21 protein-coding genes are annotated in these 20,869 nt (G+C 72.2%); 8 read left to right on the forward strand and 13 right to left on the reverse strand.

Annotated features, from left to right (window positions below):
• Positions 1–26: 26 nt before the first annotated feature.
• Positions 27–1,181 carry a cellulose binding domain-containing protein gene (locus tag ABZV00_RS25355; protein WP_355610211.1) on the forward strand — a complete coding sequence of 385 codons (1,155 nt, stop codon included), beginning with the start codon at positions 27–29 and terminating at the stop codon, positions 1,179–1,181.
• A gap of 202 nt (positions 1,182–1,383) precedes the next feature.
• Here ABZV00_RS25355 and ABZV00_RS25360 read toward each other — a convergent pair whose 3' ends face one another.
• The 3 genes from ABZV00_RS25360 to ABZV00_RS25370 all read right to left on the reverse strand — a co-directional run bounded on the left by ABZV00_RS25360 (position 1,384) and on the right by ABZV00_RS25370 (position 3,426).
• Positions 1,384–2,352: an N-acetylmuramoyl-L-alanine amidase gene (locus ABZV00_RS25360; protein WP_355610213.1), complete on the reverse strand. Its 969-nt coding sequence runs from the start codon at positions 2,350–2,352 to the stop codon at positions 1,384–1,386.
• On the reverse strand, positions 2,352–2,504 hold the full coding sequence (locus ABZV00_RS25365; RefSeq protein ID WP_328424093.1) for a hypothetical protein: 153 nt from the start codon (positions 2,502–2,504) through the stop codon (positions 2,352–2,354). The genes ABZV00_RS25360 and ABZV00_RS25365 overlap by 1 nt, the downstream gene beginning before the upstream one ends.
• Before the next feature lie 136 nt (positions 2,505–2,640).
• Positions 2,641–3,426, reverse strand: a complete 786-nt coding sequence (locus ABZV00_RS25370) for an aldo/keto reductase (RefSeq protein WP_355610216.1) — start codon at positions 3,424–3,426, stop codon at positions 2,641–2,643.
• A gap of 94 nt (positions 3,427–3,520) precedes the next feature.
• On the opposite strand from ABZV00_RS25370, the gene ABZV00_RS25375 reads away from it, so the two are divergent.
• Both ABZV00_RS25375 and ABZV00_RS25380 read left to right on the forward strand, forming a co-directional pair.
• Positions 3,521–4,570 (forward strand): DNA polymerase ligase N-terminal domain-containing protein, encoded by a 1,050-nt coding sequence (locus ABZV00_RS25375; RefSeq protein WP_355610218.1) that lies wholly within the window; start codon positions 3,521–3,523, stop codon positions 4,568–4,570.
• Positions 4,571–4,584: 14 nt separating this feature from the next.
• Positions 4,585–5,775 carry a threonine synthase gene (locus ABZV00_RS25380; RefSeq protein WP_355610220.1) on the forward strand — a complete coding sequence of 397 codons (1,191 nt, stop codon included), beginning with the start codon at positions 4,585–4,587 and terminating at the stop codon, positions 5,773–5,775.
• Positions 5,776–5,828: 53 nt separating this feature from the next.
• Here the strand turns inward: ABZV00_RS25380 and ABZV00_RS25385 are convergent, their stop codons facing one another.
• The 4 genes from ABZV00_RS25385 to ABZV00_RS25400 form a co-directional block, all read right to left on the reverse strand.
• Entirely contained in the window at positions 5,829–7,178 is a 1,350-nt protein-coding gene (locus ABZV00_RS25385; RefSeq protein ID WP_355610222.1) for a pectate lyase, read from the reverse strand.
• 283 nt (positions 7,179–7,461) lie between these two features.
• Positions 7,462–9,261: a glycoside hydrolase family 15 protein gene (locus ABZV00_RS25390; protein WP_355610224.1), complete on the reverse strand. Its 1,800-nt coding sequence runs from the start codon at positions 9,259–9,261 to the stop codon at positions 7,462–7,464.
• A gap of 51 nt (positions 9,262–9,312) precedes the next feature.
• The gene (locus ABZV00_RS25395) at positions 9,313–9,705 is read right to left on the reverse strand and encodes a cupin domain-containing protein (protein WP_355610226.1); all 393 of its coding nucleotides are present in this window, start codon (positions 9,703–9,705) and stop codon (positions 9,313–9,315) included.
• A 252-nt stretch (positions 9,706–9,957) separates the two neighbouring features.
• Complete coding sequence (locus tag ABZV00_RS25400; RefSeq protein WP_355610228.1) at positions 9,958–10,851, reverse strand: sulfotransferase domain-containing protein; 894 nt, start codon at positions 10,849–10,851, stop codon at positions 9,958–9,960.
• Between the two features lie 92 nt (positions 10,852–10,943).
• Here ABZV00_RS25400 and ABZV00_RS25405 point away from each other — a divergent pair, with 92 nt between their 5' ends.
• Positions 10,944–12,044 carry a hypothetical protein gene (locus ABZV00_RS25405; RefSeq protein WP_355610230.1) on the forward strand — a complete coding sequence of 367 codons (1,101 nt, stop codon included), beginning with the start codon at positions 10,944–10,946 and terminating at the stop codon, positions 12,042–12,044.
• Positions 12,045–12,053: 9 nt separating this feature from the next.
• Here ABZV00_RS25405 and ABZV00_RS25410 read toward each other — a convergent pair whose 3' ends face one another.
• Together ABZV00_RS25410 and ABZV00_RS25415 are read right to left on the reverse strand one after the other, a co-directional pair.
• On the reverse strand, positions 12,054–12,332 hold the full coding sequence (locus ABZV00_RS25410) for an adhesin (RefSeq protein WP_328424075.1): 279 nt from the start codon (positions 12,330–12,332) through the stop codon (positions 12,054–12,056).
• A 194-nt stretch (positions 12,333–12,526) separates the two neighbouring features.
• Positions 12,527–13,600 carry an NAD(P)-binding domain-containing protein gene (locus ABZV00_RS25415; RefSeq protein ID WP_355610232.1) on the reverse strand — a complete coding sequence of 358 codons (1,074 nt, stop codon included), beginning with the start codon at positions 13,598–13,600 and terminating at the stop codon, positions 12,527–12,529.
• A gap of 110 nt (positions 13,601–13,710) precedes the next feature.
• On the opposite strand from ABZV00_RS25415, the gene ABZV00_RS25420 reads away from it, so the two are divergent.
• The gene (locus tag ABZV00_RS25420) at positions 13,711–14,427 is read left to right on the forward strand and encodes an aquaporin (RefSeq protein WP_355610234.1); all 717 of its coding nucleotides are present in this window, start codon (positions 13,711–13,713) and stop codon (positions 14,425–14,427) included.
• Positions 14,428–14,493: 66 nt separating this feature from the next.
• Positions 14,494–16,077, forward strand: coding sequence for a D-alanyl-D-alanine carboxypeptidase/D-alanyl-D-alanine-endopeptidase (dacB, locus tag ABZV00_RS25425; RefSeq protein ID WP_355610236.1), 1,584 nt, complete (start codon positions 14,494–14,496; stop codon positions 16,075–16,077).
• Between the two features lie 40 nt (positions 16,078–16,117).
• Here the strand turns inward: dacB and ABZV00_RS25430 are convergent, their stop codons facing one another.
• From ABZV00_RS25430 to ABZV00_RS25445, 4 genes are all read right to left on the reverse strand, one after another.
• Positions 16,118–16,447 carry a hypothetical protein gene (locus ABZV00_RS25430; protein WP_355610238.1) on the reverse strand — a complete coding sequence of 110 codons (330 nt, stop codon included), beginning with the start codon at positions 16,445–16,447 and terminating at the stop codon, positions 16,118–16,120.
• Positions 16,448–16,561: 114 nt separating this feature from the next.
• Positions 16,562–16,999 carry a nitroreductase family deazaflavin-dependent oxidoreductase gene (locus tag ABZV00_RS25435; protein WP_355610239.1) on the reverse strand — a complete coding sequence of 146 codons (438 nt, stop codon included), beginning with the start codon at positions 16,997–16,999 and terminating at the stop codon, positions 16,562–16,564.
• 90 nt (positions 17,000–17,089) lie between these two features.
• A complete protein-coding gene (locus ABZV00_RS25440) occupies positions 17,090–18,058 on the reverse strand; it encodes a hypothetical protein (RefSeq protein WP_355610241.1) in 969 nt (322 codons plus the stop codon).
• A gap of 196 nt (positions 18,059–18,254) precedes the next feature.
• On the reverse strand, positions 18,255–18,848 hold the full coding sequence (locus ABZV00_RS25445) for a pentapeptide repeat-containing protein (protein WP_328424062.1): 594 nt from the start codon (positions 18,846–18,848) through the stop codon (positions 18,255–18,257).
• Between the two features lie 84 nt (positions 18,849–18,932).
• Here ABZV00_RS25445 and ABZV00_RS25450 point away from each other — a divergent pair, with 84 nt between their 5' ends.
• Both ABZV00_RS25450 and ABZV00_RS25455 read left to right on the forward strand, forming a co-directional pair.
• Positions 18,933–20,165 carry a serine hydrolase domain-containing protein gene (locus ABZV00_RS25450; RefSeq protein ID WP_355610243.1) on the forward strand — a complete coding sequence of 411 codons (1,233 nt, stop codon included), beginning with the start codon at positions 18,933–18,935 and terminating at the stop codon, positions 20,163–20,165.
• A gap of 53 nt (positions 20,166–20,218) precedes the next feature.
• On the forward strand, positions 20,219–20,860 hold the full coding sequence (locus ABZV00_RS25455; RefSeq protein ID WP_355610245.1) for an NAD(P)H-binding protein: 642 nt from the start codon (positions 20,219–20,221) through the stop codon (positions 20,858–20,860).
• Positions 20,861–20,869: the final 9 nt, after the last annotated feature.

The following is a 20,869-nucleotide window of genomic DNA, read 5'->3' on the forward strand; positions in this document are numbered from 1 at the left end:
GGCACGCGCCGCAGTCAAGGAGCGTCATGAAACGTCCACTTCGGGCCCTGGTCGCCGCCGGCCTGCTGCTCGGCGGCTCGATCGTCGCCGTGGCCCTCGGCGGCAACGCCTCCGCCGACACCCAGATCTGTGAGCAGTACGGCTCGACCGTCATCCAGAGCCGGTACGTGGTGCAGAACAACCGGTGGGGCACCACCGCCCAGCAGTGCATCAACGTCACCGACACCGGCTTCGAGATCACCACGCAGAACGGCAGCAACCCGACCAACGGCGCGCCCACCGCGTACCCCTCGGTGTTCTTCGGTTGTCACTACACCAACTGCTCCCCCGGCACGAACCTGCCGATCCAGGTGAGCCAGATCAGCAGCGCCACCAGCAGCATCAACTACCGGTACGTCAGCGGCGCGACCTACAACGCCTCGTACGACATCTGGCTGGACCCGACGCCCAAGCGGGACGGGGTGAACCAGATGGAGATCATGATCTGGCTCAACCGGCAGGGCTCGATCCAGCCCATCGGCTCACCGGTCGGCACGACCACCCTGGCCGGCCGGACCTGGGAGGTCTGGCGGGGCAACAACGGCGGCAACAACGTCATCTCGTACGTCGCGCCGTCGCCGATCACCAGCCTGAACTTCAGCGTGCTCGACTTCATCACCGACGTCCGCAACCGGGGCGCGATCACCAACAGCTGGTACCTGACCAGCATCCAGGCCGGCTTCGAGCCCTGGCAGGGCGGTGCCGGTCTGGCGGTGACCTCGTTCTCCGCCGCCGTCAATGGTGGCGGCCCACCGCCCACCACGCCGCCCCCGACGACTCCGCCGCCGACCACCCCGCCCCCGACCACGCCGCCGCCGGGTGGCGCCGGATGCGCGGTAAAGTACACGCCGAACTCGTGGAACAACGGCTTCACGGCCGACGTCCAGATCACCAACACCGGGTCCAGCACGGTCAACGGCTGGACGCTGAGTTACGCGCTGCCGAGCGGGCAGCAGGTCACCAGCGCCTGGAACGCCACGGTGAACCAGAGCGGGTCGACGGTGACCGCGCGGAACCTGAACTGGAACGGCACGCTCGCGCCGGGCGGCACGGCCAGTTTCGGGTACCAGGGGACGCTGAGCGGGGCGTACTCGTCGCCGACGAGCTTCACCCTCAACGGCGTGACCTGCTCCCGCTCCTGAGCGGTAGCCAACTGGCAGTGGGGGCGTGACCATCCGGTCACGCCCCCCACTGCTCACCCGCACTCCCTTGCCCTACCCGCGCGAGACTTCACCAGCTTCGGAGAACTCCCCGATCAGAGCCAGCATGCGATCAATCAGCCGTAGCTGCGTCTCGGGGCCGAGGTCGTTCAGGTTCACCGCACATCGTCGCACCACGACGGGGTCAGACCCGGGTGAGCCGGACGGCGTCGGCGATGACCAGGCCGGCGGCGCTGCTCCACCGGCTCACCGCCACCCGGTTGGCGTCCCCGGCCGGAAGCGTGAACGTGCCGAGGGACCGCCACTGCCCGCCGGTGGCCCGTTGGTCGACGATGATCGTCCGGTTGCCGGTGCTGGTGGCGACGATGTACGGGGTGGCGCTGTTGTAGCCGGAGGTCGCCGGCCACCAGGCGTCGACACGGTAGTTGGCGGTGGCCGGGACGTTGAACTTGTACCACGCGGCGTCGCTGGACGCGACGGGTTCCGCGTACCGGTAGTCGGCGCCGTACCGCTGCGCGGAGTACGTCGATACGCCCCAGTTGGCGCTGGCGGTGAACCGGCCAGCGGTGGTGTTGTCCACGATGGAGGACCACGCCGGGGGGTTGCCGCCGGACATCTTCGCCGCCACGTCGGCGCGCATCACGTTCAGGTCGATGAAGGACGGGTCGATCTTGCCGCTGGTGCTGGTCTCCCGGTGCCCCCGGGCGTAGCTGCTGTCCCTGCCCAGCCGGGTGAGCACGGCGGCGGTGGCGGCGATCGACGCGTTGTACTGCGCGGAGGTCATCTGCTGGTTGACGCCGTTGTAGTCGATCTCCCACCCGATCATCAGGGTGTTGCCGTCTCCGGCCGGGATCGGCCCACTGCCGCCGCTGGCCCCGGCGTGGTTGCACCGGCCGGCCGAGATGACGTGGAAGACCCCGTTGTAGTCGACGAGCGCCTGGCAGAGCGGGCCGGCCAGATCCGACCGGCCGTTGATGCAGATGTTGAGCGCCGGGTGCGGGTTGCTGGCGCTGGAGGTCGCGGCGGTGTGGTGCCAGAGCACCCCGATCGGGTCGAAGGATCCCGGCCGCATCCGGTTGAGCCAGTCACCTTCGACGACGACCTGGACCCCGGCGGCGCGCAGCACGTCCACGAGCCAGGGAATCGTGGCCATCAGGACGCTCCGAGAAGGTCAGCCAGGCACTCGACCTTCGGCGCGGCGCTCGCCGGGGTGGGCCGAGCGACGGTGGTCAGCGCGACGGCCACCAGGGCGGGGATGCCGAGCATCCCGCGGCGGCGCAGACGAATGGATGGTGACCGGGCCATGAAAATCCTCCAGCGACGACGGGTTCAAACACATCGACGAACGTGATGACGGGCACGCTATACCGTCACGAGCGTCGATGTCGATACCCTTCATCAACGAGCCGGTCACTGAAGGAATTTGGCAGCGGGAGCGCCGTCAGGCGCCGCCGAGCGCATTGATGTCGCGCATCTCCTCCGCGGTCAACGAGAAGTGGAAGACGTCGAAGTTGGCGGTGATCCGCTCCGGGGTCACCGACTTCGGGATCACCACGATCTCGTGGTCGATGTGCCAGCGCAGCACCACCTGCGCGGGCGAGACGCCGTGCGCACCGGCGATCCTGGTCAGCACGGGGTGGCTGAGGTCGCTGGTCTTGAACGGGCTGTACCCCTCCAGCACCACGCCCCGGTCCCGGTGCTCGGCGTGCCGCTGCCGGTCGTACAGCGCCGGGCTCCACCGGATCTGGTTGACCGCCGGGTTCTCCTCGGTCGCCTGGATCAGCTCGTCGATCTCCGGGGTGCTGTAGTTGCTGACCCCGACCGACCGGGTCAGGTTCTCGTCCCGGGCGGCCAACAGCTCCCGCCACATCGGGATGCTGTCGGTGGGCGACGGCGGCCAGTGGATCAACCAGAGGTCCACCTGGTCGACGCCGAGCGCCTCCAGACTGGCCTCCAGCGTCTCCCGCTCCCGGCCCACCCGGTTCGGCGGAACCTTGGTGGTGATGAAGACGTCCTCCCGGCGCAGCCCGCTCTCCTTCACCGCCCGGCCGACCTCCCGCTCGTTGCCGTACATGGTGGCGGTGTCGAGGTGCCGGTAGCCGGTGTCGAGCGCGGCCAGCACCGCGTCGTAGCCGGCCTGGCCGGTGGCCTTCCAGGTGCCGAACCCGAGCAGGGGCATCCGCACTTCACCGGGGAGCAGGACGGTGGGCTGGTCGGTGTGGTCCATGAGGACCGTTCTACCCCGCCGCGGACCCGGCCGGCGAGCGAACCGGACACTCCGGTGTCCAGCGCAACGGTCCGGTTTGCCGGAGAATGCGGGTGTGACGGACCGGCTGGAGGAGTACCGGCGCCGACGGGACGCGGCCCGCACGCCCGAGCCGGTGCCGGAGCGGAGCCCGACTGCGGCCGGCCCCGACGACGGCAACGCCCGCTTCGTCATCCAGCAGCACCACGCCCGCAGCCTGCACTGGGACCTGCGGCTGGAGCACGAGGGAGTGCTGGCCTCCTGGGCGGTGCCGCGCGGCCTGCCCCGCGACCCGGGCCGCAACCACCTCGCCGTACACACCGAGGACCACCCGATGGAGTACCTCGACTTCTCCGGTGAGATCCCCGCCGGCGAGTACGGCGGTGGCCAGATGGTCATCCACGACCGGGGCACCTACCACTGCGAGAGGTGGCGCGACGACGAGGTGATCGTGACGCTCTCCGGTGAGCGGACCGCCGGCCGCTACGCGCTCTTCGCGACCGGCGGGCGGGACTGGATGGTTCGGCGCACCGACCCGGCTCCGCCCGGCTGGACGCCGATGCCCGAACTGGTCCGCCCGATGCACCCCACGCCCGCCGCCGGGCTCCCCCGGGACAGCGCCGCGTGGGGGTACGAGCTGCGCTGGGACGGGGTCCGGGCGATGGCGTACGTCTCCGGCGGCCGGCTCCGGCTGCTCTCCGAGACCGACGAGGAGATCACCGCCGGGTACCCGTGGTTGCGCGCGCTGGCCGAGGCGCTGGCGCCGACGGAGGCGGTGCTGGACGGGGTACTGGTCCGCATCGACGGCGCCGGCCGGGTCCGCCCGGCCCGTCCGGCCAGCAGCGGTCGGGTTCCGGCGGGCGCCCAGTACCTGCTCGTCGACCTGCTGTGGTTGGAGGGCGTGAGCAGCGTCGACGTGCCGTACGCGCAACGCCGGGAGCTGCTCGATGGGCTGGCATTGACCGGTACGCACTGGCAGACTCCGCCGTGGTTTCCGGGCGCCGGCGACGAGGCGCTGCGCACCGGGCGGGAGCAAGGCCTGCCCGGCGTGATCGCCAAGCGGCTGGACTCGGTCTACGAGCCGGGCCGGGGCAGCCGACGCTGGCTGAGCATCGACGCGGTCTGACGGCGAGGAGCGACGTGTACCTGACCCACCTGGACTGCCCGCGCTGCGGCCGGGAGTACGCCGCCGACCGGTTGCAGAACCTCTGCGAGTGCGGCTCCCCACTGCTGGCCCGCTACGACCTGCCGGCGGTGGCGAAGGCGGTCACCCCGGAGCGCTTCCCGCTGCGCCCGGCCGACCTGTGGCGTTACCGGGAGCTGCTGCCGGTCGCCGACCCGCGGCACATCACCACACTCGGCGAGGGCTGGACGCCGCTGCTGCGCGCGCCCGCGTACGGCGCCGAGATCGGCATCACGGACCTGATGGTCAAGGACGAGGGGTTGATCCCGACCGGCTCGTTCAAGGCGCGTGGCGCGGCGGTCGGCGTGAGCCGAGCGCGCGAACTGGGCGTCGAGCGCATCGCGATGCCCACCAACGGCAACGCCGGATCGGCCTGGGCGACGTACGCGGCGCGGGCCGGGATGGGTGCCACGATCGTCATGCCGCTGGCGGCGCCGACCATCTGCCGGAACGAGTGCGTTGCCGCCGGGGCCGACCTGCGCCTCGTCGACGGGCTGATCAGCGACGCCGGCCGGCGGGTGGCCGAGCTGATCGCGGAGTCCGCTGGCACGATCTTCGACGCCGGCACGCTGCGCGAGCCCTACCGGCTGGAGGGCAAGAAGACGATGGGGTACGAGATCGTCGAGCAGCTCGGCTGGCAGGCGCCCGACGTGATCATCTACCCGACGGGCGGCGGGGTCGGTCTGATCGGCATCCACAAGGCGCTGCACGAGATGCGCGAGCTGGGTTGGATCGGCGACAAGCTGCCCCGGCTGGTGGCCGTGCAGTCGAGCGGTTGCGCGCCGATCGTGCGGGCCTTCGCCGCCGGCGACGAGCGGGCCGAGCCGTGGGCCGACGCGCACACCGTGGCGTTCGGCATCACCGTGCCGGCGCCCCTGGGCGACGAGCTGATCCTGGCCGCGTTGCGGGCGTCCGCCGGCACCGCGGTCGCCGTCGACGACGCGGACATCCTGGCAGACCTGCGGGACTTCGCCACCCGGGAGGGGCTGCTGCTCTGCCCGGAGGGCGCGGCCTGCCTGACCGCGGCGCGGCAACTGCGCGCCGGCGGGTGGATCCGGGCCGGTGAGCGGGTCGTGGTGCTCAACACCGGCGCCGGGCTGAAGTATCCGGAGACGGTCGACGTCTCCGGCGTACCCGTGCTGGCCTGAGACCGGCGGGTGCCCCGCGGACCGCGCGGTCCGCGGGGTGCCCTCTGGCCGGCCTACTGGTAGGTGATGTCGGACGGTGCGTAGAGGCAGTTGACACCGTCGGCGCCCTCGCCGATCTCGGTCGGCTCGTCGCCCTTCGGCACGCCGCGGTACTTGACGCAGATCGAGGTGTCCCGGTCCGGGTCGTCGACGATCGTGATCCGGCTGAACCGGGCGGTGTCGCCCCAGTTGGTGTTGATGCCGGCGATCGCGTCGGTGTCCCGGACGACCACGTTGTCGATCACCACGTGCCGCTGGTACGAGGTGGAGCAGTTGCCGCAGGCCCGGTAGAGCTTCCCGGCGTTCTCCACCCGGAAGTTCTTGATGTAGACGGTGCCCGAGCCGTTGTGCTGGAAGACCTTGTCGCTGGCGGACCGGGCGCCGCCTCCGTCGACGGTGTACGTGGTGCCGCCGCGGAAGGTGGCGGCGTCCTCGCCCACGTCCTCCCACCAGACGTTGATCAGGGTGCAGTTGCCCTCGCAGTGCACGCCGTCACCGGCTGGCGCACCGATGATCACGTTGCGCAGGGTGGCTCCGGCGGCCAGCTCGAACATCGGGTCCTGGCTCTCGCTCTGCCCGCCGTCGCCGATGCCGTAGTAGCGCTTGAGCCCGCCGTCGAAGGTGCCGGAGACCGGGATCGTGGCGTCCACCTTCTGGCTGCCGGTGGGCGTCGGCCAGCCTGCCGGCGGTGGGGTGGTCGGGCCCGGCGGGGTGCTCGGCGGCGGGGTGGTCGGAGTGCCGCCACCGGCCGAGTCGACCGCCACGTCGTCGAAGCTGCCACTGGCGTACGCGGTGACCAGGCCGATCCGGCCGGCGCCGGCCAGACTGTTGCTGCCGGCGGCGATCTGGGTGCCGTTGACGAAGCCCCGGATGGTGCTGCCGCTGGTCTCGATGCGCAGGGTGTACCAGGTGCCGGTGCCGATGCCGAGCGACGCGGAGCCGATCGCGGTGATGGCACTGCCGTTGACGGCCTGGAGTTCGGCCCGACCGGAGCCGAGCAGGGCCAGCCGGTACATCTTGGTGCTGCTGGTGGACCGTGCGGCCAGCCCGACCAGGGCAGTGGACGAGCCGAAGCTCACCGGCCTGACCCGGGCCTGCACGGCGTAGTCGGTCCAGCTGGTCTGGCCAGCGAACTGCCGGGCCAGTTCGCTGCCGGCGTTGGACTGGTTGAACACGCCCGAGCCGTCGACGGCCCAGGTGCCGCCGGACTTGGACCAGCCGGAGGCGTTGCCGTCGTTGAAGTCGTCGGTGAAGACGGTGGCCGCGAAGGCCGAGGTCATGCCGGCCGCGAGGGCTGCCGCGGTCGCGCCGGCGCCCACCGCGAGCAGCAGTGGTCGTCGGCCGGGGAGTCGTCTCTTCTGCACAGTTGTCCTCCTTGACGCATGTGGTGGCGATCCCCCGGCCGTCCGGGCGAGGACGTGTCGGCACCGCGTGATGCCACGACCTGGGATCGGTGCGCCCCGTCGGATGCCCGGTTTCCGGAGCGGGGTGAAGCGGGATCAAAACCCTGGGGAAAGGGCTTTCCCGTCTCTTCGAGGCTAGGACCGCGTACGCATCAGCGTCAATGCCTGGCGCTTGCAGGTCTGTTGCAGGATTCACCGCACGGCAACGCGGCACGTCGCGGTCGATCCCGCCGGCATACCCCGGTCAGTAGCTGTCCGGCTCGGTCAGCCGCCAGGCCGCGTTGATCAGGCCGATGTGCGACAGCGCCTGCGGGGTGTTGCCGAGCTGCGCACCGGTGACCAGGTCGATCTGCTCGCTGAACAGACCCACATCGTTCGCGTGCTCCACCACCTGCTCGAACAACTCCTCGGCCCGTCGCCGCTCGCCGGCCATCACCAGGCACTCCACCAGCCAGAACGAGCAGAGCAGGAAGCCCGCGGGGTCGTCCGTCCAGCGCCGGACCAGCCCGTTCTCGGTGCCGAGTTCCCGCTCCACCACAGCGATGGTGGAGCGCATCTGGGGGTCGGTGGCCGGCAGGAAGTGCGCCACCGGCAGGAAGAGTGCCGAGGCGTCCATCTCGGCCGAGCCGAACGCCCCGGTGAACGCACCCAACCGGTCGTTCCAGCCCTGACGGAGCACCTCACCGCGGATCTCGTCGCGGACCGCGGCCCAACGACGTGGATCAGCCCGCTCGCCGAGCCGGTCGGCGAGCCGCACCGCCCGGTCCATCGTCAGCCAGCAGAGCACCTTCGAGGAGAGGTAGTGCCGTTCCCGGTCCCGGGTCTCCCACATGCCCCGGTCGGGCAGGTGCCAGGTGCTCGCCACCTGCTCGGTCAGGCCGAGCACCATCTCCCGCAACTCCCCGTCGAACGTCGTGCCGAGATAGTCGCGCAGCCGCCAGACCGCCGACATCACCTCCCCCGGCACGTCGAGCTGCCGCTGCCGCCAGGCGTCGTTGCCGATCCGGACCGGCGCGCTGCCGACGTGGCCGCGCAGGTGCGTGCACTCGTGCTCGCTGAGGTCCCGCTCCCCCCGCAGCCCGAACAGCACCGGCACCGGCTCGTCGCCGACCCGGCCGATCGAGCGCGACACCCAGGCGAACAGCCGGGCCGCCTCGGTAGGGCAGGCCGCCACCCAGAGGGCGCGCAAGGTCATCGAGAAGTCGCGCAGCCAGGAGTACCGGTAGTCGTAGTTGCGGTCGCCGCCGAGCCGCTCCGGCAGCGACGTGGTCAACGCCGCGGCGACCGCGCCACTGCGGGCGTACGTGAGGCCGGTCAACACGGTCGCGCTGTGCCGGACCAGATCCCGGTACCGGCCGTCGTACCCGTGCGCATCCCGGTACGCCTCCCACGCCTGCGTCGTCTCGGCGAGCGCGGCCACCGGGTCCAGCCGAGCCGGCTGGGCGCCGTACGTCTCGCCGAACGCCACGTCCAACCCGACCACCTGGCCGGCGGAGACCTCGAACTCGTGGGTCACCCGGTCCCGGCTGGCGCGCAGCGGCAGGTCACCCGCGTGCAGCACCAGCACCACCGGACCGGCGCCGGCCAGCACCCCGCCGTCCGGCTGGTTGTGCAGGTACGGGGTGAGCAGCCCGTACTCGGGCCGGGGCGCGAAGTCCAACGCCATCCGGACCCGACCGGACAGCCCCTCGACCACCCGGATCAGCACGGCCGGCGAGTTCTTGCCCAGTTCGTGCGCGCGGGCACCCATCTCGGCGGCGAGCGCGTCGGTGACGGCCACGCTGCCGTGCGGTGTGTGGTGCACCGTGCGCAGCACCAGCGTGTCCGGCCGGTACGCGCGCTCCACCCGGTACCCGGGCCGGCCGGCGCCAACCGGCGCCAACCGGAAGTGCCCGGCGCGCGGGTCGAGCAACCGCCCGAACACGGACGGGCCGTCGAACCGGTCCGGACACCACCAGTCGATCGAACCGTCCCTGCCGACCAGCGCGCCGGAGCGGGAGTCCGAGAGGAACCCGTAGTCGGAGATCGCCGGCTGCTGCTCCACCCGCCGCGGGTACCCGGATCGGCCCGGATCAGACCGCCGCCAGCGGCTCCGTCAGCCGGTCGGCGGCTCGTCCTCGCCGGCCTCCTCGGCCTTGTCGGCCTCCTCCTTGGTCCGGTGCACGGCCTGGTCGGCGTGCTCCGGCGGGCCGTAGACGGTGTACAGCACCAGCGGGTTGGGGCCGGTATTGACGAAGTTGTGCTTCGTGCCCGACGGCACCACGACAAGGTCGCCCGCGACGACCTCCCGCTTCTCGCCGGCCACCCGCGCCTCGCCGGCGCCGCTGACAAAGGTCAGGATCTGGTCGATGCCCTCGTGCACCTCCTCGCCGATCTCTCCACCCGGCGGAATGGTCATGACGACCAACTGGGTGTGCTCCCCGGTCCACAGCACTCGGCGGAAGTCCGGACTCTTCTCGGCGACGGTTGCGATCGTGAAATGCTCCATGTCGCGCTCATACCCGGTTCAGGGGCGCGCCACGCCGGGACGCGCAGATGGTGGAATTCCCCACGCTGGGCAGGTTTGGATCTGCCCCGACCGGGGATCGACAGGTTGACCGGTGCACGCGGCCGGTCGAGCCAGGTCCCCGCCGACGTACCGCCGAACGGCTGCGGTGGTGGGAGACGGCCAGAGCGCGGCGACGTTCCGACCACGGTCGAAGCGGCGCCGTGCGCTCGTCTGTGCACCCCGGCCGGCTGGTCAGCCGTCGCGGTGCAGCCAGGCGAGCAGGTCCGGCGGCGCGAGGGCGGCCGTTCGCGCCCGGTAGCGCGCCTGCCCGGCCGGATCCAGCAGGTCCCGCCCCTGCCCCGAGCCACCTTGGCGGAAGAAGGCCCGGCGGTCGCGCAGCACGCCGAGCGTGTCCGGGGCGAGCTGGTCGGCGCGCTCCCGCATCCGGCCGAAGGTAGCCGCCTCGACCAGCTCGGGCCAGCGCTCGGCAGGCACCGTGAGGCCCCACCGGTCCGCGAGGCGACGCACCTGGCCGCCCAGATCGGCCCGCAGGTCGTCGTAGTGCACCAGCTCGACGTTCGGCTCGTGCCGACGGGCCCAGGCGTCGCTCAGGTGCCACAGCACCCCGGCCAGTGAATCCAGCTCGGTGCGCGGGTCGGCCTCCCGGTCGACCCAGCTCGGCAGCCACTGCCATACCGGCAGACGCGCCAGCGGCGGTCCGGCAGGCGCAGGTTGACCGGTCAGCTCGGCCAGCCGCACCCGGTCCAGGTTGCCGGCCTGGTGGTAGAGGGACACCGCCATGTCCAGCGGGTGCCGGGCCACCACCACGTAGTGCACCCGGGGGTCGAGCGGCACACCGTCCAGCGGGGTGTGAGTCTTGATGAACCGTCGGTGCGGCTGGGCGGCCAACCGGCGGTACACCTCGTCCTTCGGCTCGACCAGCCAGTCCAGCCACGGTGACAGCTGGGTCAACGGCGCCGGCAGCTCCGGGGTGCCCAGCACCAGCAGGGCACAGATCATCTGCATCCAGGTGGTGCCGCTCTTGGACCGGGTGCTGATCACGATGTCGCCGTCCCGGAACGGGAAACCCGTCCAGCGCCCGCTGTCCTCGTCGTCGGATCGGTAGCGGTGGGCCGGCGTGAGCATCCGGCGAGCGTAGTCGCCGAGCCGACAGCCGAGCAGCCGATTTTGGATTGGACGGCCTGTGACATATGCGCATGCCTGGCTAGATTTGACGTATGGTGCCCGCCCACGGAGGCCGGGCGGCGGAACCTGTCTACCGCCCCATCCTCGCCAGCCGGCGCGGCGAGCTGGAAGCGTTGAGCCACCTCGACCCCGCGGCCGCCCCACTGCTCGCCCCGATCCTGGAGGTCGGCACGGTCGATCGGTCCACGATGGACGTTCTCCACCGGATGCCGGCCGGACTGCTGACGGCCGTCGACGTCACCGGCCTCCCGGACAGCCCCGACACGGAACTGGCCCGCTGGGGCGTACCGCTGGTGCCGGTGGTCGGGCTCGCCGAGAGCGACCGGCGGCTGGTCGCGCACGGCGCGGCGGCGCGGACGTACGCCCGGCGGGCGCTGGTCCGGCTGCGTGCCGGTCAGGACCGGGCCGGGCCGGCCGCGAGCACCACCGCCGTCGAGCGGATCTGGCGGCTCACCGGGCTGGTGCCAGAGGAGTGCGACCTGCTGGTCGACGCCGGAGACGTGTGCTGCCCGGCGGACGTGCGGCTGGCCGAGCCGCGGGTACGCCGGCTGCTGGACTGGGCCCGCCGGCACTCCTGGCGGTCGGTGACGGTGGCGGCGGGCGGAATGCCGCCGACGCTGTCCCGGCTGCCCACCGACGAGCCGGTCCGGCTCGACCGCTGGGACTGGCAGCTCTGGCAGCGGCTGACCGACGCCGGGGTCGGCTACGGCGACTACGGCGTCGGCCCGGCCCTGCCGGGATCGGGTGACCCCGGAGACCGGCTGCCCACCGTGCGCTACACCGCCGACGGGAGCTGGTGGGTCTACCGCTGGTCCCGGCGGGGCGGGCGGGGCGACGACCGGTTCGCCGACCTGTGTCGCACGCTCGTGTCGGCGCCGCACTGGCCGAGCACCGGCGCGGCCTTCTCCTGGGGCGACCACGAGCTGCTGCGCCGGGCTCGACGGGGTGCCGGTGCCGGCTCGGCCGCCAACTGGGCGGCATGGAGCACGTCGCACCACCTGGCGCACGTGCTGACCGCGCTGTTGCGCCCGGCCGGCGGCAGCGCCCCGGGTTCGCAGCCCAGGCCGGACCCGCCGCAGCGCGGGCGATCGCTGCGACAGCCGCGCGGCGGCGAGACCCGCCGCGCCGGTTGAGCCGGGCTGCTACTTCTCGGTGAAGCCGAACTGGATGATGCCCTCGTCGTCGACGGTGGCGTCCACCGAGGCGTCGCCGAGCAGTTCGGCGGCGTCCTCGTCGAGGAAGATCCGGGCGCCCTGGTTGTCGACCACGCGGTCGCCCTGCGCCGGCTCGGGCACCAGTTCCACGGTGAGCGATCCGGCCTCGGTGTCGGCGGCGATCCGCACCCCACCGTCCTCGGCCACGTCCTGTTGGTTGGCGAGGTCACGGATGACGAGCACGGCGTTGTCGGTCATGGTGAGCATTGGCGGAACTCCTCGTGGATTCTCGGCTCGCGGTCGGTTACCGCGCAGACCGGACAGTCGGTCCGCGTACGAGCACACGTGGGAGGCGACAGAAGGGGCGAACGTCGTCGCCGTCGCATCGCGTCGGGGCAGCTGACGGGCCCCGTCATCACCTACGTTGCCCGCTGCCGGGCGATCCGTCAAATAGAGCCGGATCAGTCGAGAGCGGCGACCGGGGCGAGCCACGCACGAATCTCGTTGACCGCCGCGCGGCCGGCGCGGTTGGCCCCGATCGTGCTCGCCGACGGGCCGTACCCGACCAGGTGGATCCGCTCGTCGGCGGCCACCCGGGTGCCGTCCATGGTGATACCGCCGCCCGGCCCGCGCAGCCCCAGTGGGGCGAGGTGGTCGAGCGCGGCCCGGAAGCCGGTGCACCAGAGGATCACGTCCGCCGGCACGAACCGCCCGTCGGCCCAGGCCACCCCGTCGGGCGTGATCCGGTCGAAGACGGGTAGCCGGTCGAGCACACCGCGCTCGCGCAGCCGGCGTATCTCCGGGGTGACCGGCAGCCCGGTCACGCCCACCACGCTGCCCGGCGGGCGCCCGGCGCGCACCGCCACGTCCACCCGGGCCACCGCGGCCCGGCCCAGCTCGGTGCCGAACTCCTCGTCCCGGAACTCCGGCGGCCGACGGGTCACCCAGGTGGTGGCGGCCGCGACGGTGGAGACCTCGGCGAGCAGTTGCACCGCCGAGGTGCCGCCGCCGACCACCACCACCCGCCGGCCGGCGAACTCGGCCGGACCCTGGTAGTCGGCGGTGTGCAGCTGCCGGCCCCGGAACGACGACCGGCCCGGGTAGTGCGGCCAGAACGGCCGGGTCCAGGTACCGGTCGCGTTGATGAGGGCCCTCGTCGTCCACTGGTCGCCGTCGGTGTGTACGTCCAGCCGGCCGTCCGGGCGGGAGTGCACCGCGCGGACCCGCACCGGCCGCTGGACCGGCAGGTCGAAGGCCTTCTCGTACTCGGCGAAGTAGGCGCTGACCTGCTCGGCCGCCGGCCCTAGCGGGTCGGCGGGCGGGAAGGGCAGCCCGGGCAGGTCGTGGATGCCGTGCACCCGGTCCATCCGCAGAGTCGGCCAGCGATGCTGCCAGGCTCCGCCAGGGCCGTCGTCGCCGTCGAGGATGACAAAGCCGCTGCCCGGGGCGAAGCCCGTACGGCGCAGGTGGTAGCCAGCGCTCAGGCCGGCCTGGCCGGCACCGATCACCACGACGTCGGCGAAGTGGGTGTCCACGTCGGGTGCAACACCGCGGGTACCGCCGCTGTGCCCGCCGCCGGCCGTCGCGCCGATCACAGACCACCGATCCGACACGAAGGCGCCTAAATTATCCCTAGGCTGGACGAATGGAAGATGCCCGCCGCGCCGCCGCCGAGTTCCTCGGCACCCTGCTGCTGGTCTTCTTCGGGGTGGGCAGCGCCGTCGCCGCGCGGGTCCAGGGCGGCGTGGTGGTGGTCGCGCTGGCCTTCGGGTTCGTCATGCTCGCCCTGGTTTACACCATCGGCCCGCTCTCCGGCAGTCACGTCAACCCAGCGGTGACGCTCGGCGTGCTGCTCTCCGGAAAGATCTCGGCGATCGGCGCGGTGGCCTACTGGATCGCGCAGTTCGCCGGCGCGACCGTGGCCGCCTTCGTGCTGTGGGCACTGACCCGCTGGGGTGACGTGGCGGACCAGTCCGGGGCGCTGGGCTCGAACGGGTACGGCGCGCACATCAACCGGGGCGGCGCGGCCGTGCTGGAGGTCGTACTGACCTTCCTCTTCGTGCTGGTCGTCCTGGTGGTGACCAGTCGTAGCGAGAATCCGGGTACCGCCGGGGTCGCCATCGGACTGGCCCTGGCCGCGACCCAGCTGGTCGGCTTGACACTGACCGGTGCCGCGGTCAACCCGGCCCGCGCCTTCGGCCCGGCGGTCTTCGAGGGCGGCGTGGCCCTGCGGCAGCTCTGGGTGTTCATCGTCTTCCCCCTGCTCGGCGGGGCACTCGCCGCGCTGGTGGCACCGCTGATCATGGGGGCGCAGCGGCACTACTGGGGCGGGCACGACAAGTCGGTCGGCCGGCCGACCTAGCACGACTGGCAATAACCTTCGTCTGAGACTCTTCTCCGGCGAATACCTTCGTGGCAGCATCAGCGCATGCATCGTCGTCACTTTCCCAGGGCCCTCGCGCTGCTCGCGCTGGTCGCCACCGCGGCCACCGCCGGAGCGCCCGGCGCCACCGCCGAGTCGCCCACCCCCGCGACGACCCGACTGAACGCCACCATCGACACGATCCTCGCCGACACCCGGCTCACCGGCGCGCAGGCCTCGGTGGTGGTGGTCGACACCAGCACGGGACAGACCCTCTACGACCGCAACGGGGACCGTCGGCTGATCCCGGCCTCCAACACCAAGCTGCTGACCTCGACCGCCGCCCTGGAACTGCTCGGCCCGGGGCACCGCTTCACCACCGACGTACGGACCACCGGCAAGCGTCGCGGCGGGCTGCTCTCCGGCAACCTGTACCTACGCGGCGGGGGCGACCCGACCATGCTCGCGGCCGACTACGACGCACTCGCCGCGCAGGTCGCCGCCGACGGCGTCCGGGTGGTGACCGGCACCCTGATCGCCGACGACTCCCGCTACGACCGCACCCGACTCGGCCCCGACTGGACCTGGGACGACGAGCCCTACTACTACGCCGCCCAGATCTCCGCGCTGACGGTCGCGCCCGACACCGACTACGACGCGGGCACCGTGATCGTGCACGCCGCCCCGGCCGGCCGGGCCGGCGCCCCGCCCGTGGTCAGCACCACCCCGCCCACCGATTACGTCCGAATCGACAACCGGGCCGAGACGGTCGCCGACGGCGAGACCTCGATCTCGATCGAGCGCGAGCACGGCGGCAACACCATCGTGGTGAGCGGACAGATCGCGGTCGGCGATGCGCCGGCCAGCGACTGGGTGACCGTCTGGGAGCCCAGCGGCTACGCGGCCGACGTGTTCCGGGCGGCGCTGCACCGGCACGGCGTCCGGGTGCTCGGCCGGACCGTTCTCGGCCAGCCCACCCCCGAGGCGGCCCACCCGGTGGCCCGGCACGACTCGATGACCCTGGGCGAGCTGATGACGCCGTTCCTCAAGCTCTCCAACAATGGGCACGCCGAGGTGTTGACCAAGGAGATCGGCAGGGTGCTCTCCGGTTCGGGCACCTGGTCGGCGGGGCTCACCGCGATCAGCGAGTACGTCGCCGACACCGGGATGGACACCGGCAAGCTGCGCCAGCGCGACGGATCGGGCCTGTCCCGGCGCAACCTGGTGCCGGCGACGGAGTTCGTCGACCTGTTGGCCGCTGTCCGGGCCGAACCCTGGTTCGCCACCTGGTACGCGGCGCTGCCGATCGCCGGGCAACCCGAGCGGTTCGTCGGCGGCACACTGCGCAGCCGAATGGCCGGCACCCCGGCCGCGGGCAACGTGCACGCCAAGACCGGCAGCCTGACCGGAGTCTCCGGCCTGTCCGGCTACGTCACCAGCGCGGACGGCCGGCTGTTGGCGTTCTCCATCCTGCTGAACAACTACCTGACGGCGTCGGTCAAGGCGCTGGAGGATCAGATCGCCGTGGCGCTGGCCGGGTACCGCGAGGACGGCTCGACCGCGGCGCGGATGGCAGTGCCGTCGGTGCCGGAGACGCCCCGGACCCCGGAGGGTGTGGAGTGCTCCTGGGTCAAGCCGATCACCTGCTGACCGGCCGCCGGGGGGGCGCGGCGCGTACCCCAGCCGCCGGTCAGGCTGGACGGTCCGGTACGGGGATCACCGCCGTCGGATCGCCGCGCTCGATGAGCGCGGCGATCTCGGCGGCCCGCAGGCCGCCCAGTGACAGCACCCGGGTGCCCCAGCGGTGCAGCCGGCACGGGTGCGGGCTGGCGTCGTTGCGGCAGACCATCCCGCCGGACCACCGCCGGGGCGCGTGCACCACCACAGCCCGCACCGCGAACTGGGCGTCCTCGCCCGTCACGTATGGCGGCAGGGGGATGTCGCGGAGCACCTCTCCGGACGCTTCACCGGCGCCTGACGAGGCGGCAGGACGGACGCGGTGGGCGGTACTGGCGCTCATCTGCGCTGCCTCCACACTGGATGGTCGGACGAGGACAGCAGAAAGTTACGTCCCCCTCGACCCCGCCCGACGGACAAACTGTCCCGCGGTTTGAGCGCGACAACAGACGCCAGGTCAGACCCGTTCCAACACCACCACCGGGATCTCCCGGTCGGTCTTGGCCTGGTAGTCGTCGTACGCCGGCCAGATGGCCGCCATCGTGGACCACATCCGCGGCTTCTCCTCCGCCGTCGCGGTGCGGGCCCGCGCGGTGAACGTCTCCCCACCGACCTGCACCTCGACCTGCGGCTCCGCCAGCAGGTTGAGGAACCAGGCCGGGTGCTTCGGGGCACCGCCCTGCGACCCGACCACCAGGTAGCCGTCACCGTCCCGGCCGTAGATCAACGCGGTGCGCCGCAGCTTGCCGCTGTGCCGACCCCGGGTGGTCAGCAGCAGCGTGTAGACGCCTGGCCGCCACTCGTGCCCCTCGGCGCCGCCGGTCTCGACGTACCGCTGGATGTGCTCGGCGACCCAGCCCTGAGGGCTGTCCACCACCTGCTCGCTGGCCGTCATCGGCGCTCCCTACGGATCGGTGGCACTCGCGCCCAGGCTACTGCCGCCAGCCGCCGTCGGCAGGGCGAACGCCGTGCTGACGGCGGCCGGTCAGCGCACCGCCACGGCCTGGAGGCCGACGTTGCCGCAGTGCTCCGTGAAGACCTTCTCGACGGTCCAGGTCAGCACCAGCCGGGCGCCCTTCGGCAGCCGGAACCGGATCGTGAACTGGGCGCTTCGGCTGGTGTACGGGTCCTCCAGCCGCACGGTGCTGGTCGGCCCACCGGTGGACAACCGCGCGTCCAACCGGCCGCGGGCCATCCAGGTCCCGGCATAGAGCTGGACCGTGCGTGGCTCGCCGCTGCCGGCGACGGCGAGGCTGAACCCGTTGCCGGCCCCGCAGGTGTAGACGCCGTTCGCGCTGCCGCTCACCGACCGCTCCGGCGTGCCGTCGGACCAGCGGACGGTTTCCTGGTTGCCGTCCCAGCCGACCCGGGTGCCTGCGCCGCCCCCGTCGATGATCTCCCCGGAACCGGCGCGCTTGCGGACCGTCGATTTGCCGCCGCTCAGCCCCCAGTGCATCCAGTCCCGGGTGCCCACGGCGGTGAGGTTGACCTCGGCGGGTATCTCACCCTGGCTCACCGACAGCGTCGATCCCGCTGCCGGTGGTGGCGCCGGCGGGACCGACGCACTGACCGACGGCGTCGGGTCGGGCGACGGTGGACGCTGCCGGGGGCGCAGGCCGGGCGTCGCCGGCCCGGTCTCGGTGGTGCGCCCCTCGGCACCCGGGAGGCGGGTGGAACGGGCGACGGCTCCGGCGTGTACGCCGTCCGGGCGACCTGCCTGCTCGTCGCCGGCCTCCGGATCGGATCGCGTGCCGAGGTACGTGACCAGGACCACCAGGCAGACGAGCACGGCGAGCCCCTCCACCGCCCAGAACCGACGTCGCCGGGCACGGGCGAGGCGGCGCAGCGCGCTGCGGGTCTGCCTGATGGTGACGGCGCGCGGTCGATGCGCCGGTAGGTCGGAGGACTCGTCCCCGCCCCGCGAATTCGCCCGCGTGCGGTCTTCGTCCGCCACCGACCCCTCCAACTCCGCCGCCCGGCCGTCATCGACCCGTGCGGATCGCACCGTCCACTGTGGGCCGTCTCACGTCTGCGCCGACGTGATCGACACGCTAGATCCGGACGGGCGGGCGTGTCCAGCCGTTACCGGAAGTATCGGACGCACGGGCACGCTCGGCCGGGGACGTCGGTCGCCGCGAGCACCCCTCGCGTCAGCCGATCTGGAAGCCGAGCGCCTGCGCGATGATCACGGCCTGCTCGCCGTCGATGATGGCACCGGCCCGCTCGACCACCGTCGGGTCGAGCGCGGTCAGGTCGCTGCCGCGCAGGTCGGCGCCGCCCAGCCGGGAGCTGTGCAGCTGCGCACCGGAGAGGTCCACGCTGCTCAGCGTGGCGCCGGTGAGGTTGGCGCCGGTCAGGTCGGCCTCGCGCATCCGCACATCGGTGAGCCGGACGCCGCGCAGGTCCGCGCCGGGCAGCGCGACGAAGGACCAGTCGCCGCCGGCGACCGTCAGCGGACGCAGGTCGCACTGGGTGAAGGTGCTGCCGACCATCTTGCAACCGGTGAACTCGGCCTCGAAGAAGTTGCACCGCTTGAAGGTGCAGCGGGTGAAGGCGGAGTCGACGTGCCGGGAGGCGTTGAACAGCACGTTGCCGAACGTGCAGCCGGTGAAGACCGCGCCGCGGCTCACCGCCTCGGTGAGGTCCACGTGGAAGAACTCGCAGCCCACGAAGTGCCGGTCGGTCAACTCCTCGCCGTACCAGTCCTCGTGGCGGAAGGTCACGTCCTCGGTCAGCTCCGGCATCCGACCAGGCTAGTGCCGGCCACCGACCACGGGTCCGGGGCGGCCCCTTCCGGTACCGGCGAACCGGCGAGTAGGTTCGGCGACGTGAGTGTGGCGCGGAGCAAGGACCCCGATCAGATCGGCTTCGACCCTGCGCGGCTGGCGCGGATCGACGAACACTTCGGCGGGTACGTCGACGACGGCCGGCTGGCCGGCTGGCAGGTGGTGGTCACCCGCCGCGGCGAGGTGGCGCACTCCTCGACGTACGGGCTGCGGGACCGGGAGTCGGGTGCTCCGGTCGAGGCCGACACTCTCTGGCGGATCTATTCGATGACCAAGCCGGTCACCTCGGTCGCGGCGATGATGCTGTGGGAAGAGGGCCGGTTCGAGCTGACCGACGAGATCAGCCGCTGGCTGCCGGAGTTCGCCGACCTGCGGGTCTACTCGAAGGGGTCGACGCTCAAGCCGTACACCGTGCCGGCGATCGAGCCGATCCGGGTCTGGCACCTGCTCACCCACACCGCCGGCCTGACGTACGGCTTCATGCAGACCTCGGTGGTCGACGGGATCTACCGGGCCGCCGGCTACGACCTGTACCCGCCAGCGGACGTCGACCTGGCCGGTGCCTGCGCGGCGTTCGGCGAGCTGCCGCTGCTGTTCCAGCCCGGCACCGCCTGGGGCTACTCGGTCGCCACCGACGTGCTCGGCCGGCTGGTCGAGGTGGTCTCCGGGCAGAGCCTCGACGCGTTCTTCGCCGACCGGATCTTCGGCCCGCTGGGCATGACCGACACCCGGTGGTGGGTCGAGGGCGACGAGGCCGAGCGGCTGGCGGCGCTCTACGCACCGGACCCGCGCAGCGGCCAGGCGGTCCGCTACGACAGGCTCGGCTCGCTCGCGTACCGCAAGCCGGTGTTGCACTCCGGCGGCGGCGGCCTGATCTCCAGCGCCGCCGACTACCACCGCTTCACGCAGATGCTGCTGCGCGGCGGCGAGCTGGACGGGGTCCGCCTGCTCGGGCCGCGCACGGTGCGCTTTATGACCCGCAACCACCTGCCCGAGGGTCAGGACCTGGGCACCCTGTCCACCGGCGGCTTCGCCGAGACGACCCTGGACGGGGTCGGCTTCGGCCTCGGCTTCGCGGTGATCGACGACCCGATCCCCAGCCGGGTGCCGAGCAGTGTCGGCGAGTACTACTGGGGCGGGGTGGCCAGCACCGCGTTCTGGGTGGACCCATCTGAGGAGATCACCGCGCTCCTCTTCACCCAGTTGATGCCGTCGAGCACGTACCCGTTGCGCTCCCAGCTGCGCCAGCTCGTCTACTCCGCCCTGGTCGCCTGACGGGGATCGCCGTTCCACCGACGGGCGGTGCGCCCGGTCCCTAGCCTGGGCTGGTGAGCACCATCGTCGTGTTTGGCGCGGGCGGCACCGCTGGTTCGCGGGTCACCGCCGAGGCGATCGGCCGGGGGCACCGGGTGATCGCCGCGGTCCGCCGCCCGGAGGCCACCTCGTACCTGCCCGCCGGGGTACGGGTCGTGACCGGGGACGCCACCAGCGAGCGGAGCGTCCGGGAGGTGGCGCCGGACGCGGACGCGCTGGTGGTGGCGATCGGCGGCGGCGGACCTGAGCTGTGGCGGAACGCGGCGGAGAACCTGGTGACCACGCTGCGGGGGATGCCGGCCGCGCCGCGGATCATCCACCTGGGCGGCGGGTCGACCCTGCTCACCCCGCGCGGCACCCGCATCGTGGACGAGCCGGACTTTCCGGCGCAGTACCGGGACTCGGCGCTGGGCCAGGCCGACGCCCTGGACTACTACCGCACCGCCGCCGACGGGGTGACGTGGACCTACGTCTCCCCGCCGCCGCTGGAGTTCCACCCCGGCGAGCGCACCGGGCACTACCGCACCGGCACCGACCAGCCGGTCACCGACGATCAGGGCCGCTCGGTGCTGACCTACGAGGACCTGGCGGTGGCGATCGTCGACGAGATCGAGCAGCCTCGGCACCAGAACGCGCGCTTCACCGCCGCGTACTGACTCGGGGGC

Source organism: Micromonospora sp. NPDC005173, assembly GCF_040608515.1.
Taxonomy (GTDB): Bacteria; Actinomycetota; Actinomycetes; order Mycobacteriales; family Micromonosporaceae; genus Micromonospora.

What these genes read in the sequence shown, in the direction of transcription:
- ABZV00_RS25355 (WP_355610211.1), top strand. Translation starts at nt 27, where the DNA reads ATGAAACGTCCACTTCGGGCCCTGGTCGCCGCCGGCCTGCTGCTCGGC.
- ABZV00_RS25360 (WP_355610213.1), bottom strand. Translation starts at nt 2,352, where the DNA reads ATGGCCACGATTCCCTGGCTCGTGGACGTGCTGCGCGCCGCCGGGGTC.
- ABZV00_RS25365 (WP_328424093.1), bottom strand. Translation starts at nt 2,504, where the DNA reads ATGGCCCGGTCACCATCCATTCGTCTGCGCCGCCGCGGGATGCTCGGC.
- ABZV00_RS25370 (WP_355610216.1), bottom strand. Translation starts at nt 3,426, where the DNA reads ATGGACCACACCGACCAGCCCACCGTCCTGCTCCCCGGTGAAGTGCGG.
- ABZV00_RS25395 (WP_355610226.1), bottom strand. Translation starts at nt 9,705, where the DNA reads ATGGAGCATTTCACGATCGCAACCGTCGCCGAGAAGAGTCCGGACTTC.
- ABZV00_RS25400 (WP_355610228.1), bottom strand. Translation starts at nt 10,851, where the DNA reads ATGCTCACGCCGGCCCACCGCTACCGATCCGACGACGAGGACAGCGGG.
- ABZV00_RS25405 (WP_355610230.1), top strand. Translation starts at nt 10,944, where the DNA reads ATGGTGCCCGCCCACGGAGGCCGGGCGGCGGAACCTGTCTACCGCCCC.
- ABZV00_RS25410 (WP_328424075.1), bottom strand. Translation starts at nt 12,332, where the DNA reads ATGCTCACCATGACCGACAACGCCGTGCTCGTCATCCGTGACCTCGCC.
- ABZV00_RS25420 (WP_355610234.1), top strand. Translation starts at nt 13,711, where the DNA reads ATGGAAGATGCCCGCCGCGCCGCCGCCGAGTTCCTCGGCACCCTGCTG.
- dacB (WP_355610236.1), top strand. Translation starts at nt 14,494, where the DNA reads ATGCATCGTCGTCACTTTCCCAGGGCCCTCGCGCTGCTCGCGCTGGTC.
- ABZV00_RS25430 (WP_355610238.1), bottom strand. Translation starts at nt 16,447, where the DNA reads ATGAGCGCCAGTACCGCCCACCGCGTCCGTCCTGCCGCCTCGTCAGGC.
- ABZV00_RS25435 (WP_355610239.1), bottom strand. Translation starts at nt 16,999, where the DNA reads ATGACGGCCAGCGAGCAGGTGGTGGACAGCCCTCAGGGCTGGGTCGCC.
- ABZV00_RS25445 (WP_328424062.1), bottom strand. Translation starts at nt 18,848, where the DNA reads ATGCCGGAGCTGACCGAGGACGTGACCTTCCGCCACGAGGACTGGTAC.